Source organism: Serratia sp. CY52157, from assembly GCF_052168495.1.
GTDB classification, from domain to species: Bacteria; Pseudomonadota; Gammaproteobacteria; order Enterobacterales; family Enterobacteriaceae; genus Serratia; species Serratia ureilytica.
Map to the genome: position 1 here is coordinate 657,559 of NZ_JBJNMO010000001.1, position 13,729 is coordinate 671,287.

Genomic DNA, 13,729 nt, shown 5'->3' on the forward strand with positions numbered 1-13,729 from the left:
TGTGTAAAAGGAGAATGCAATGAGCAGTCGCCACAACGACATTTTGCAAGATGACGATGAGTTCACCAGCCTGGCCGCCACATCCCCCAACGATCATAACTATCAGTTTTACTATCACCAGCCCGGCAGCCCCTATGACGGATTGGGCTACGGCGCGCTGTTCACGCTGGACAACGCTAACCTGTACAGTAACCAGCGCGGCGGGGCGGCGATTAATAATTTGGGTAAAATCCGCGATAACTTCAGCTTCGATCGCGCCGCCGATCAGTTGACGCGGCCGGGCCTGACGCACAACGGCGACCAGGTGTATCACCAGCCGGTCGCGCTGACCTATTCCTTCCTGACGCAAAGCGCGCTGAACCGCATCGGCCAGACCGGTGACGGCGACAAGGGGCTGCAGCCGTTGACCCAGGCGGCGCAGGCTCAGGCGCTGAAATCGATGCAGGCGTGGGCCGACGTGGCGAACGTAACCTTCACCGAGGCGGCGTCCACCGATATCAACCACCGCGCGGATATCACCTTCGCCTACTTCACGCAGCGCGCCGACGGCAGCACCGCAGCCGGCAGCGGCCCGAATGCCATCAACGCTTACGCCTATTACCCGCCGAGTTCCAAATCGGGCAGCGATAACGCCTTTGCGGGCACGGTGTGGTTCAACAAAAATTTCGCCACCCATAAGGCGCCGGTTAGCGGCGACTTCAGCAGCCAGACCTTCACCCACGAACTGGGGCATGCCCTGGGGCTGGCGCATCCGGGATCTTATGACGCATCGTTAGGCAACCCGAGTTACCAGAACGACGCGGCTTATTATCAGGATTCGCTGCAATACTCGATCATGAGCTATTTCAACGCCGGTTACACCGGCGCCGACACCAAAGGGGTGTATGGCTATGGGCCGATGGTGGATGACATCGCCGCGATCCAGAAGCTGTACGGCGCCAACATGAACACCCGCACCGGCGACACGGTGTACGGCTTCAACTCCAACACCGGCCGTGATTTCCTGACCGCCACGGCGGACAACGGCAAACCGGTCAACTTCGCGGTGTGGGACGCCGGCGGCAACGACACGCTGGACTTCTCCGGCTACAGCCAGCAGCAGATGATCAACCTGAACGACGGCGCGTTCTCCAGCGTCGGCGGCGGCACGCAGAACGTCGCCATCGCGCGCGGGGCGATCATCGAGAACGCCATCGGCGGCAGCGGGCGCGATCTGCTCATCGGCAACGATCAGGACAACCTGCTGGCGGGCAACGCCGGTTCCGACATCCTGTACGGCGGGCGGGGGGCGGACCATCTGTGGGGCGGCAAAGACGCCAACAACTTCACCGACTATTTCGTCTATCTCAACGCCAAAGAGTCGACGGTGGCGGCGTTCGACGTGATTGAAGACTTCGAGCACGGCATCGACAAGATCGATCTCTCCGGCCTGCGCTTCAACAATAGCCTGAGCGAGCTGCGCTTTATCGACAGCGGCAGCGCCTTCAGCGGCCAGAAAGGCGAGATCCAGCTCAACTTCGACGCCTTCAACGGCACCACCGATCTGTTGATGAACACCCAGAGCAACAGCTATGCCGCCGACTTCAAGATCCACGTGGTCGGGCAGGTGGAGCAGAGCGATATTTTGTTTGCCTGAGGTGAGGAAGGGAAAGAGAAAAGGGCCGACCGGCCCTTTTTTTACGACTGGGCCGCCGCGGCGCTTTCCGCCACGAAAGAGCCGGTTTTCACCGCGCCGGCGCGGCGGTAGTGAGCCACAATGACGCCGCCGGGCGAGACCACCGAGTGGGTCAGCGTGAAGGCCGCCGGCGCCGCGTTGTCATCGAACAGCCGCTTGCCGCCGCCGAGCAGCACCGGGTAGGTGAGCAAGCGCAGTTCATCCACCAGATCGTTGGCCAGCAGCTGTTGCATCAGCGTGCTGCTGCCCTGCACCAGCAGCACCGGCCCCTGGGTGCGCTTCAGCTCGCGCAGCCGGGCGAGGATGTCTTGCCCCAGCCACTGGCTGTTCTCCCACGTCAGCGTCTCGCCGTGGTGGGTGGCGACGTACTTGGCCGCCTGATTGAACGTGCGGGCGATATCGGCGGAAAACGGGTCGGCCTCGTCGGTGATATGCGGCCAGTAGCCGGCGAAGATATCGTAGGTGCGCCGCCCGAGCAGCAGATCGAAAGGCGCAGAGAAAAGTTCGCCCATCGTTTCCGCGACGGCGTCATCCCAATAGGGGGCGGTCCAGCCGCCGAAGCGAAAGCCGCCGCTGCGGTCTTCGTCCTGCCCGCCGGGCGCCTGCATAACGCCGTCGAGGCTGACGAACGCGCTGGCAATAATCTGTCGCATGGCTGTCTCCTGCAATTGAGTGCCAGCTGAAAGTTTAGCCGCCGCGCGCCGGCTGCGCCAACCGGCCGCTCAGGGTTGCAGCGCCTTGAGCAACGCCTGATGGAAGCGCGCCGGCTCCTCCATTTGCGGCGCATGGCCCAGCCCGGCGAATTCGATCAGCGTGGCGTGCGGGATCAGTTTCGCCGCCTGCTTGCCCAGCACCGCGTAGTGCCCGATCTTGGCCTTGACCGCCGGCGGGGCGATATCGCTGCCGATGGCGGTGGTGTCGGCGGTGCCGATCATCAGCGTGGTGGGCGTTTGCAGATCCTTGAACTCGTAATACACCGGCTGGGTGAAGATCATGTCGTAGATCAGCGCCGAGTTCCACGCCACCAGGCGGTGGCCCGGCCCGTTGTTCAGCCCGGCCAGCATATCCACCCAGCGATCGTACTCCGGCTTCCAGCGGCCGCCGTAGTAGGTGCGCTGCTCATAGTTGCGGATGCCCTCGGCGGTGGTGTTCAGCTCGCGCTCGAACCACCGATCGACGCTGCGCCACGGCACGCCTTTCGCCTTCCAGTCCTCAAGGCCGATCGGGTTGACCATCACCAGCCGTTCCACCGCCTGCGGATACATCAGGCTGTAGCGCGTGGCCAGCATGCCGCCGGTGGAGTGGCCGATGACGATGGCCTTGCTGATGTTCAGATTCTGCAGCAGGCCGTGGGTATTTTGCGCCAGCTGTTGGAAGCTGTACTGGTAATGCGCCGGCTTGGTGGAGGAGCAAAAACCGATTTGATCGGGCGCGATGACGCGGTAACCGGCCTTGCTCAGCGCCTTGATGGTGTCCTGCCAGGTGGCGGCGCAGAAGTTTTTACCGTGCAGCAGCAGCGCGGTGCGGCCGTTGGCGGCGCCTTCCGGCGGCACGTCCATATAGCCCATTTTTAACGGCTGCCCCTGCGAGGTGAAGCTGAATTGTTGCAACGGGTAGGGGTAGTGAAAGCCCTGCAGCTCCGGGCCGAATTTCGGCGTTTCGGCGGCGCCGGCGGTGAACGCGGCCAACGTGGCGCACAACAGCGCGCGGCGGGTTAATCTCAGCATCCTGATCTCCTGAAAAGGGCGATAGCCGAGTATAGCCACAATCGGCGCGCTGGCGCGCCAGTGGTTTCAGATAATTCTGTAATATTACGGTTTGATTCCCGGCAAGATTCCGACAACGGTCTTTTTCACAGTGAACGGGGTCACGCCGTGCAACATTCGCAGTATCTGATGGTTTTATTTCAAGGCTAAGTTATGCGATGCTTAAGCATTATTTATGCAAAAGGATCCTCGCATGTCCGCTTTATCCCGCTGCGCTTTCAGCGAAGGCAGCGTCGCTTTGCCGGAAGGCTATGCCGATCGCACCGTCAACGTGCTGTTGGCCGGCGATGATGTTTCCCCCTCAGTCAATATTTCCCGCGATGCGCTGCAGCCGGCGGAGAACCTGGAAAGCTACGTCACTCGCCAGCTTGATGCGCTGGCGCAGGGGCTGAAAGGTTGGGCGTTCAAAAGCCGCGAGCCGGCGTCGCTGGGCGATGGGCTGGCCGCCGGTGAGTGGGTGCGCGCCAGCTACCTGCGCGACGGCAAACGCATCTGGCAGAACCAGGCGGTGTTCGCGCTGGCGGAAGGCCGGGTGCTGGTGTTCACCCTGGCGATGGCGCGCAAGCTGACGCCGCAAGACGACGCGCTGCTGCAGCAGGTGCTGAACAGCTACCGGGCGGCCTAACGATGAACTTTTTGCGTAAAAGGAACTTACGATGACCGAAGCGGCCCGCGTCGGCGATACCATCGGGCATTCCCATGCCCTGGCCGGCATGATTGCCGGCACCCTTGTCGGCGGCCTGATCGCCGCCGCAGGCGCATTGGCGGCGGGTGCGCTGTTCGTCGCCGGCCTGGCGGCTTCCTGTATCGGCGTCGGCGTGCTGCTCATCGGCGCCAGCCTGGCGGTGGGGTATCTCACCGGGGAGGCGGCCACCGCGGCGCGCGACGGCATTGCCGACGCCGGTGCCGGTAGCCTGACCCCCAAAGGCAATATCGTCACCGGCTCCCCCAACGTCTTCATCAACGGCAAACCCGCCGCGCTCGCCACCAACAGCCAGGTGGCCTGCAGCGACGACGGCCCGAGCATGCAGATGGCGCAGGGCTCCGACAAGGTCAGTATCAACGGCCAGCCCGCCTCGCGCGTGGGGGACAAAACCAACTGCGACGCGCAGGTGATGGAAGGTTCGCCCAACGTGTTTATCGGCGGCGGCACCGTCACCACCTTGCCGATCAAGCCCGAAGTGCCGGATTGGCTGTATAAGGTCTCCGATCTGACGCTGCTGTTCGCCGGGCTGGTGGGCGGCGTGGGCGGCGCCGCCGGCAAGCTGGGGGCGCTCGGCAAACTGCTGGGCAAACTGCCCGGCATCAACAAACTGGCGCGCATCGCCTGCCGAGCCGGCACCCTGATGACCGCGACCGCCGCCGTCGGCATTATCGCCCGGCCGGTGGATATCGTCAGCGGCCAGAAATTCCTCGACGGCGAAGACGATCTCGATTTCGTGCTGCCATCGCGCCTGCCGGTCGCCTGGCAGCGCTATTGGCGCAGCGGTAACCCCGGCGACGGCGTGCTGGGCCGCGGCTGGAACCTGTTCTGGGAGAGCAGCCTGCAGCCGTATCAGGACGGCCTGGTGTGGCGCGCGCCTTCCGGCGACTTCGTCGCTTTCCCCAGGGTGCCGCGCGGCCACAAAACCTATTGCGAAGCCGAAAAATGCTGGCTGATGCACAACGACGACGGCAGCTGGCAGCTGTTTGACGTCGGCGAACAGATTTTCCACTATCCGCCGCTGGCGGGCGATCGGCCGAGCCGGCTCAGCATGATCACCGACGCCATCGGCAACGCCACCTCGCTGTTCTACGACGGCGAGGGGCTGCTGAATGAACTGGTGGACAGCGCCGGGCAGCGCCTGATGTGCCGCTATGCGCAGGGCCGCCTGTGCGAAGTGGCGCTGCAAACCGCCGAAGGCGAACGGACGCTGGCGCGCTACGGTTACGATGAGCAGGGCCAACTGACGACGGTGAGCAACCGCGCCGGTGAGGTGACGCGCCGCTTTGGCTGGCGCGACGGCCTGATGATCAGCCACCAGGACGCCGCCGGACTGCTGAACGAATACCAATGGCAAGAGATCGACGGCGTGCCGCGCGTGACGGCCTATCGCAATAGCGCCGGAGAATCCCTTGAGTTCGGCTATGACTTCGCCGGCGGGCGCCGCAGCGCGGTGCGCGGCGACGGCAAACGGGCGGAGTGGCGGCTGGATGACGACGACAACGTGGCGCAGTACACCGATTTCGACCAGCGCCGCTACGGCTTTATCTACCAACGCGGCGAACTGTGCAGCGTGCTGCTGCCCGGCGGCGCGCAGCGCCGGAGCGAATGGGATCCTTACGGCCGCCTGCTGTCGGAGACCGATCCGCTCGGCCGCGTGACGCGCTATCAATATTCGCGCAACAGCGGCCGGCTGTTCGCCGTCGCCTACCCGGACGGCAGCAGCGAAGCGCAGCACTGGGACACGCTGGGGCGCCCGACGCGCTATGTCGATGCGCTGGGCAATGCCACGCTGTACCGCTATCCGGATGACGAAGAGAGCCTGCCGGCCAGCGTGATCGACGCGCTGGGCGGGGAAGTGAAGCTGGAGTGGGACGCCCGCGGCCAGCTGACGCGCTATACCGACTGTTCCGGCAGCGTCACGGCTTATACCTACGATGCGCTGGGGCAACTGACGACGCAGACCGATGCCGAAGGCCACCAGACGCGCTACCTGTGGGATAACGGCGGCCGCCTGCATACCCTGATCCACCCGGACGGCGGCGAAGAGCGCTTTAACTGGAACGCGCACGGCCAGCTGGCCGAACATCAGGACGCGCTGGGCAGCCTGACCCGCTGGCAGTACAACGCCCTGGGGCTGCCGGTCAGCATCACCGATCGCATCAACCGCACCCGGCGCTATCACTACAGCCCGCAGGGCTGGCTGACGCGGCTGGAGAACGGCAACGGCGGCGAATACCGCTTCAGCTACGATGCGGTGGGCCGCGTGCTGACCGAAGAGCGCCCGGACGACACCCGCCATTATTATCGCTACGGCGCGGCCGGGCTGCTGGAGGAGCACCGTGAGGTCGGATTGCCGGGCAGCGCGGGCGAGCTGACGCAGCGTGAACAGCGCTTCCGCTTCGACGAGGCCGGGCAACTGGTCTGGCGCGGCAACGCCAGCGCGGAATGGCATTACCGTTTCGACGCCATGGGGCGGCTGCGCGAGCTGAACCGCCTGCCGACGGCGAGCGGCGCGGCGCTGGGCATCGAGCCGGACAGCGTGCAGATGCGCTATGACGCTGCCGGGCGGCTGCTCGGCGAGCAGGGCGTGAATGGCGAACTGCAATACCAATGGGATGCGCTGGCCAACCTGCAGGCGCTGACGCTGCCCCAGGGCGATCGCCTGCAGTGGCTGTATTACGGTTCCGGCCACGCCAGCGCCATCAAATTCAACCAGCAGGTGGTGAGCGAGTTCACCCGCGATCGCCTGCACCGGGAAACCGGCCGCAGCCAGGGCGCGCTGCAGCAGCAGCGGCGTTACGACGCCCTGGGCCGCCGCAGCTGGCAGAGCAGCGCCTTTGGCCACGACAAACTGACCCGGCCGGAAGATGGTGTGCTGTGGCGCGCTTATCGCTACACCGGCCGCGGCGAGCTGGCCGGGGTGAGCGACGCGCTGCGCGGCGAAGTGCACTACGGTTACGACGCCGAGGGCCGCCTGCTGCAACACCGCGAACCCAATCAGGGCAAACCGGGCGCGCGGCTGGTGTACGATCTGGCGGATAACCTACTGGGTGAGCGCAGCCCGCAGAACGACATCGACGCGCACCTGCCGCTGGCGCCGATCGCCGACAACCGCCTGACGCACTGGCAAAAACTGTTTTACCGTTATGACGCCTGGGGCAACCTGATCAGCCGGCGCAACGGCCTGTACGAACAGCACTACCGCTACGACGCCGACAATCGGCTGGTGCAGGCGCACGGCCGCGGCCCGCAGGGCGAGTTCGAAGCACAGTATCATTACGACGCGCTGGGTCGCCGCAGTCGCAAAGCGGTGCGCTACAAGGGCAAAACCGAACAGACGACCCGTTTCCTGTGGCAGGGTTATCGGTTGCTGCAGGAGCAGCGCGACGACGGCAGCCGCCGCAGCTGGAGCTACGATCCGGCCAGCCCGTGGAGCCCGCTGGCGGCGCTGGAGCAGGCGGGCGACAGCCGCTCGGCGGATATTTACTGGTATCACACCGATCTGAACAGCGCGCCGCTGGAAGTGACCGACGCGGCGGGCAACCTGTGCTGGTCCGGGCAATACGACACCTTCGGCAAGCTGCAGGGCCAGACGGTGGCCGGCGCGGCGAAGCGGCAGGGCGCGCAATATCAGCAGCCGCTGCGCTACGCCGGGCAATATCAGGACGACGAAAGCGGCCTGCACTACAACCTGTTCCGCTACTACGAACCCGAGGTGGGGCGTTTCACCACGCAGGATCCGATAGGGTTGCGCGGCGGGTTGAACCTGTATCAGTATGCGCCGAACCCGCTGATGTGGGTGGATCCGCTGGGGCTGAGTGTTGAATGGGTTAATCCATCAGATATCAATTTCTCACAGAGAACAATATCTGCAAATGATTATGCCGAGATCATGAAAAAAGGAGAATGGGATTGGGGGCGTTCTCCTCTAAATGTATTAGAGGTTGATGGCCAATTAGTCACATATGATAATAGAAGGTTAGATGCTGCTTTGGAAGCAGGTGTAGAAAAAGTTGCTGTTCAACGAGTTGACCCTAATGCTGTTCATCCTTCATCTACGACAGGAAAAACATGGCAGCAAAAATTCCAAGAGCGTTTCAAAGACCGCAGAAATGTTAAAGCTGGCGGTGTGGTTCCGGATAAAGGGCTCAATAGCCGACCTAAGAGGTGTCCATAAAAAATGAAGAATGTAATTACTGAACTGTGGGAAGCTGGTGAATTACCGATTAAAAATGCTCTGTATTTTTCAGATGGTAGAGCTGAGTTGATCGATATCATATCCTACCCCACGCCTAAAGTATCTAAATCGGGATGTTTCGATTTTTGTGAGTTCTATGAAAAAAATAAAGATGAGATTACTACTATTGATGTAATAAAAAAAATTAACTTGAGTTGTGGTGGATACTTATGTTTAGGGGAGGGGAGCTATGGTTCAGAAGGTTTTATCGCTTATTTGGATCGCGAAGAAAAACTAGTTTGGGTTGTTTACTCGGAAAACTCCAACCCCTTCGTTTCTGCAACCATATTACATGATTCAACGGTTGCTATAGATTCAAGTGCTGGATTCCGACTGAAGGTCAATGTGCTAAAACCTGAGGAAATGGTGATAGTTTGATTGCTGAGTGTGCAGGAATTGAATAAAGAAATAAAGAGCATGGAGGATTGTCATGAGGTTTTTTATCTGTGATGACGGTTATCCGTCTATAGAATCTAATAGTGACTATAGGATACTAACTGACTTTATAAAGGATGATATCCAAAGAGGTTTTTATGGTGTCAATGAGTTTATTGAGGCTTGTAAACTTGTAAGATCTGGAAATCTGCCATTTTGGGAGGGAACGGGAAACTCTCATACTATAACTATTAAACCTAATGGTGTGGAGATTTTTAATGAGTACACCGAGGAGTCTATGATTGTTTCGAGTATAGATGAGTTTGAGGAGTGCCTTGAACAATGGAAGAGTCTGTTTTTTAATATGGGTGATTTTACAAATGAAACTAAATAAAGAGAATGAGAGAATAGTTCTATCTGGCCATGAAGCGATAGATATATTATCTGAGATAGAGTTTATTTTGATATCATTGCGGAACATTGCACGGCATTATTATACCGATGCAAGTGGGGAAGTAAGTCAGAAGGTGAGAAATGCATATTGTGAGGAAACTACGCAGTTTATTGATAAAAATAATGTTACTGGCCGCTTATCAAAAATAAGAGGGGTTATTTCTGAAAGGTTTAGTCATGAATTAGGGATGGATAGCATGGATGATATAGAAAGGGAAATGGAGAAAATAATTTATTGGGAGAAACCCGTTGACGAATGATGTTTAAATCTATTTGAGAAAATACTTTATGAAATTTATTGATGACAATATAATTAATGAGTGGGTTTCCCAGCATTATGCTACGATTAACCTTTCTCTATCTATGGTACTATTTGATAAATTATCCGCTCTACCTTGGGTCGCTGGGCATCTGGATTTTTCAAAATTAAATCACAGATTGATAAGTGCGCAGGAGATACTGGATAACGACTATGAAAATCAATATGTTAGAATGAATGAGTGGTTGAAAGGTAGTACATTTGAAAAGTGTTCACACGTATTGTTTTGGTATGGAAAGGTTAACCCTTGTGTGATCTGTGAAACTAGCTTTGGGTTGAGTAACATTGATACTGCATATTGGGGTGTTCCTGGTTGGAACTACATGTTTAGCTGTGATTTTGAAAATAATGACGTTAAATTGAATTGTGATAATATTTTATCCTTTGATGGAGCTAATCAGTTGGTATTATTAATGCAATAATTTCAACAGAAAAAATCTTTAAAATTAACCTCCGCTAGCTGAACTCACTTTCAGTGAGAGATAATTACTGAGCCTCATTAGGGCAAGCCGAATAGGCAGATAAAACCACTCCCTCCAACCTGTCCCCCCCAAACTAAATACCCAATGTGCCGTTAATCAGGGTGCAGCACTGCCCGCCGATCCAGGGCTCGCCGTCAATAAAGCGCACGCTCACGCGGCCATCTCGCTTCAGTTGGGTGCCCTGGCGCACCAGGTAGCCCTGCGCGGTTCGGTCGCCGTCGGGGAAGTGGTTGGCCTTCAGCAAGCGCGCCAGGCAGGCGTTGGCGCTGCCCGTTACCGGATCTTCGATCAAGGCGCCGCATTCCACCATAAATGCGCGCATTTCGTAATCTGCCGGTTCGGCCGCAGAACAGGCGCCATAAATCACTACGCCATCCACATCACAGGCGGTTTGCAACCGTTCGATCATGGTCTGATCCGGCATCACCGCCAGGCAAGATTGCGCATCCGGCAGGCGCATCATCAGCCAGCGGATGCCCATGTCGACAATAACCGGCAGGGTATCGGCTTCAATCACCGCCGGCTGTAAAGCGGCCATCAGCCGTTCTGTTTCCTCAACCGCCATCGCGCGAAAACTGACTTCGGGCGCGGCGAACGCCAATGCGCCTTCCGGCAGGATGTTGATCGCCACCAGGCCGACGCCGCATTCCTGCATCACCGTTCCGGGGCGTTTAGGCGCCAATCCGGCTTCCAGCAGGGCGTGGGCGGTGCCCAGCGTCGGGTGGCCGGCGAAGGGCAGCTCCTTTTCGGTAGTGAAGATGCGCACCTTATAATCCGCCGCCGGGTGCGTCGGTTTAAGCACAAAGGTGGTTTCCGAAAGGTTGGTCCAACGGGCCAATGCCAGCATCTGCGCGTCGTTCAGCCCTTCGGCTTCCAGCACCACCGCCACGGGATTGCCGAGCAGCGGCGTGGCGGTGAAAACGTCCACCTGTTTGTAGGCGCGGGGTGTCACATCATCGCTTCTGAGCATTGGCCATCATCCGTTATCAACAAAACCTGATGATAACGATATTCGCCAATGGCTTCAAAGGGTTGAATTTTGTTTTGGCATACCTGCCCGTCGCCACCTCAGCCCCGGCTTGGCGAACATCACCAGGTTGCCCAGCAGAATCAGGCACAGCCCCAGCACGGCGTTGAAGTGCCACTGGTAGCCTTCGTAGATCGTCGAGATGGTCAGCGCCACCAGCGGGAACAGCAGGGTGCTGTAAGCCGCCGCGCCGGCGCCGATGCGGCCGAGCAGGCTGAAGTAGGCGGCGAAGGCGATCACCGATCCGAAGACAGCCAGGTACAGCAGGGAGCCGATATAGCGGCTGCTGAATTCGATCTGGAACGATGCGCCCTGCGCCAGGGCGATCAGCGCCATCAGCATCGCGCCGTAGGTCATGGCGTAGGTGTTGGTGGAAAAGATATCCAGCCCGCGGCGCTGATGACGCGCGCTGATCATATTGCCCAGCGAGAAGCCGTAGGTGCCGAGCGCGCTCAGACCGATGCCTTTGAGCAGCTCCGGCGCCATGCGGGTGGCGGCCAGGTCTTGCCAGAACAGCGCCACGATGCCGGTCAACCCCAGCAGCGCCGCCGGCAGCAGGTTGGGGCTGGGGCGCTGGCGGAAAAACAGCAGGCTGTTGAGGGCATTGAACAGCACCGCCATCGAGAAGATCACCGATTCCAGCCCGCTGCTGATATAAGCCGCCGCGTGGTAAAAGCAGAAGAAGTTGAAACCGAACACGCAGCAGCCCTGTAGCACGCAGAACAGATGATCGCGGGGGGCGATGCGGCGCAGACGCCGCAGCAACACCAAGACGACGAACATCACCGCGGCGGAAATGGCGAAGCGGTAAGCGATCGAGACAGGAATGGCCACCGGGCCTTCCTGTTGCAGGGTGATCGCAATCCAGGTGGTGCCCCAAATCAGCACCACGGCGAGGTACAACAGCGCATTCATTCTATTCACTCCGAAAAAACCGATGGCGCAGTATCCGCTTTGGCGTGCGGCCGCGCTTGCAGCGCCTTGCGCCCAGTTGCATATTCTTGCGCTTTTTTTGCCAAAAGCGCGGGGCGGCCGCTGGCATGCCGAGGCGCCACTCTTTACACTGTCGGCATGTCGAACAACGGGGCCGGCGATGTCCAACTATCAGGCGTTTGAAACACTGCGTGAGCATAAAGCGCGGTTGCACGGCAGCGTGCTGCTGGGCACCGGCGTGGAGCTGGCCGCCTGGTCCAACTGCAACGATCGCGTCACGCAGGAGAGCGCCGACCACCATACCCTGAGCCTGTACGTCGCCGACGGCTATGAGTGTTACCAGCAGGTGCCGGGCGGCTGGCGCAACGGCGGTGGGCCGGATCGGTTCTGCATCATGCCGCGCCAGTATGCATCTACCTGGGATGTGCGCAGCGATCTGTCGTTCGTGCATCTGTATTGCACCGACGGGCATTTGCGCCGGCTGGCGGAGCAAACCTGGGATCGCAGCCCGGCGGCGATCAACGTAGAGCCGCGCAGCTTTGGCAAAGATCCGCAAATTACGCTGCTGTATCGCCAGTTTTTGCTTAACTGCGACTGGCGGGACAGCGCCAATCTGCTGGCGCTCAGCAGCGCGTCGAACCTGCTGATGTCGCACCTGATCCAACGCTACAGCCAGCTGCAGTGGACGCTGCCGCAGGCGCGCGGCGGCCTGGCCCCCGCGGTAGCCAGGCGGGTGCGGGAATATATCGCAAGCCATCTCGATCGGCCGCTGCTGCTGGCCGATCTGGCGGCGCAGGCCGGATTGAGCGAGTACCACTTCGCCCGCATGTTCAAGCACGCCACCGGCCTGGCGCCGCACCAGTTCGTGATGCGCGCGCGGCTGCAACGGGCGGAACAGCTGTTGCGGCATAGCCAACAGCCGATCACCGAGATCGCGCTGGCGTGCGGCTTCAGCTCCGCCAGCCATTTCAGCAACCGCTTCAAGGCGGCCTATGGATTTGCTCCGCTGCAGGTGCGGCAGGGGCGCTAACCGGATGGGAGTGTAAGCATGGAACAACAATTTGCGGGCCTGGGCGTGTTGTTTGTCGCCGGATTCGGGCCCATCACGCGTGAGAGCGACGCGAGCAAGGCGTTTTATGTCGAGGCGCTGGGGCTGCCGCTCAAGCCGATGCCGGGCAACGAGAGCTATCTGCTGGCCGAGCAGGGTGCGCTGGACGGGGTGAAACACTTCGCCCTGTGGCCGCTGGCGCAGGCGGCGCAGTCCTGTTTTGGCGACGATCGCTGGCCGGCGGATCTCGCGGCGCCGCAGGCGTGGATCGAGTTTGACGTGGCCGACATGGCGATAGCCACCCAAGGGCTAATCGATCGCGGTTATCGGCTGCTGGTCGCCAACCGTGAAGAGCCGTGGGGGCAAAGCGTTACCCGGTTGCTCAGCCCGGAAGGATTGCTGGTTGGCGTCACCTATACGCCCTGGCTGCGTTAAACGCCGCGCCGCCCGCCACCGTTTCCCTGCGGCGGGCGGCTTAAGAATAAATTCGCATTAGCTTAAAGCTATCTGCGCTATAGACCTACCGAATCCCCGAGCTATCCCTCATCCTGAAAACAGTAATCCCGTTCATTGCGTAAAAACCAAGGGTCAGAATGCGCTATTGCCACGCCATTTCACGGCGATTTTTCACCCTCTTTTGGTGTCGTCAGGTGCCTGATGGGAATAGAGATTATTCTTATATTTCCGCTAACCGTTAAGAAATAATAA

Annotated in this window: 13 protein-coding genes; 9 read left to right on the top strand and 4 right to left on the bottom strand. The window is 59.6% G+C overall.

Going from position 1 to position 13,729, the window contains the following annotated elements; all coding sequences use genetic code 11:
• Positions 1–19: 19 nt before the first annotated feature.
• Positions 20–1,636, top strand: a complete 1,617-nt coding sequence (locus ACJ8IP_RS03260; RefSeq protein ID WP_042784449.1) for a serralysin family metalloprotease — start codon at positions 20–22, stop codon at positions 1,634–1,636.
• 41 nt (positions 1,637–1,677) lie between these two features.
• Here ACJ8IP_RS03260 and ACJ8IP_RS03265 read toward each other — a convergent pair whose 3' ends face one another.
• Both ACJ8IP_RS03265 and ACJ8IP_RS03270 read right to left on the bottom strand, forming a co-directional pair.
• Positions 1,678–2,328: a dihydrofolate reductase family protein gene (locus tag ACJ8IP_RS03265; RefSeq protein WP_042784450.1), complete on the bottom strand. Its 651-nt coding sequence runs from the start codon at positions 2,326–2,328 to the stop codon at positions 1,678–1,680.
• A gap of 69 nt (positions 2,329–2,397) precedes the next feature.
• Positions 2,398–3,402: an alpha/beta fold hydrolase gene (locus ACJ8IP_RS03270; RefSeq protein ID WP_033650452.1), complete on the bottom strand. Its 1,005-nt coding sequence runs from the start codon at positions 3,400–3,402 to the stop codon at positions 2,398–2,400.
• Positions 3,403–3,634: 232 nt separating this feature from the next.
• Here ACJ8IP_RS03270 and ACJ8IP_RS03275 point away from each other — a divergent pair, with 232 nt between their 5' ends.
• Genes ACJ8IP_RS03275 through ACJ8IP_RS03300 form a run of 6 tightly spaced genes read left to right on the top strand, consistent with a single transcriptional unit; the run spans position 3,635 to position 9,953 of the window.
• Entirely contained in the window at positions 3,635–4,066 is a 432-nt protein-coding gene (locus tag ACJ8IP_RS03275) for a DcrB-related protein (RefSeq protein ID WP_033643010.1), read from the top strand.
• A gap of 31 nt (positions 4,067–4,097) precedes the next feature.
• Entirely contained in the window at positions 4,098–8,324 is a 4,227-nt protein-coding gene (locus ACJ8IP_RS03280; protein ID WP_233092536.1) for an RHS repeat-associated core domain-containing protein, read from the top strand.
• Between the two features lie 3 nt (positions 8,325–8,327).
• Positions 8,328–8,762, top strand: coding sequence for a hypothetical protein (locus tag ACJ8IP_RS03285; RefSeq protein ID WP_074181205.1), 435 nt, complete (start codon positions 8,328–8,330; stop codon positions 8,760–8,762).
• 52 nt (positions 8,763–8,814) lie between these two features.
• Positions 8,815–9,153 carry a hypothetical protein gene (locus ACJ8IP_RS03290; RefSeq protein ID WP_103101441.1) on the top strand — a complete coding sequence of 113 codons (339 nt, stop codon included), beginning with the start codon at positions 8,815–8,817 and terminating at the stop codon, positions 9,151–9,153.
• Entirely contained in the window at positions 9,140–9,472 is a 333-nt protein-coding gene (locus tag ACJ8IP_RS03295) for a hypothetical protein (protein WP_108680692.1), read from the top strand. The genes ACJ8IP_RS03290 and ACJ8IP_RS03295 overlap by 14 nt, the downstream gene beginning before the upstream one ends.
• 28 nt (positions 9,473–9,500) lie before the next feature.
• Positions 9,501–9,953, top strand: a complete 453-nt coding sequence (locus ACJ8IP_RS03300) for a hypothetical protein (protein WP_159085276.1) — start codon at positions 9,501–9,503, stop codon at positions 9,951–9,953.
• A gap of 133 nt (positions 9,954–10,086) precedes the next feature.
• Here the strand turns inward: ACJ8IP_RS03300 and ACJ8IP_RS03305 are convergent, their stop codons facing one another.
• On the bottom strand, positions 10,087–10,983 hold the full coding sequence (locus ACJ8IP_RS03305; protein WP_164106308.1) for a PhzF family phenazine biosynthesis protein: 897 nt from the start codon (positions 10,981–10,983) through the stop codon (positions 10,087–10,089).
• A gap of 54 nt (positions 10,984–11,037) precedes the next feature.
• A complete protein-coding gene (locus ACJ8IP_RS03310) occupies positions 11,038–11,955 on the bottom strand; it encodes a DMT family transporter (protein WP_046687012.1) in 918 nt (305 codons plus the stop codon).
• 178 nt (positions 11,956–12,133) lie between these two features.
• Here ACJ8IP_RS03310 and ACJ8IP_RS03315 point away from each other — a divergent pair, with 178 nt between their 5' ends.
• Both ACJ8IP_RS03315 and ACJ8IP_RS03320 read left to right on the top strand, forming a co-directional pair.
• Positions 12,134–13,003 carry a helix-turn-helix domain-containing protein gene (locus ACJ8IP_RS03315; RefSeq protein WP_206357545.1) on the top strand — a complete coding sequence of 290 codons (870 nt, stop codon included), beginning with the start codon at positions 12,134–12,136 and terminating at the stop codon, positions 13,001–13,003.
• 18 nt (positions 13,004–13,021) lie between these two features.
• The gene (locus ACJ8IP_RS03320; RefSeq protein ID WP_170853044.1) at positions 13,022–13,456 is read left to right on the top strand and encodes a glyoxalase; all 435 of its coding nucleotides are present in this window, start codon (positions 13,022–13,024) and stop codon (positions 13,454–13,456) included.
• Positions 13,457–13,729: the final 273 nt, after the last annotated feature.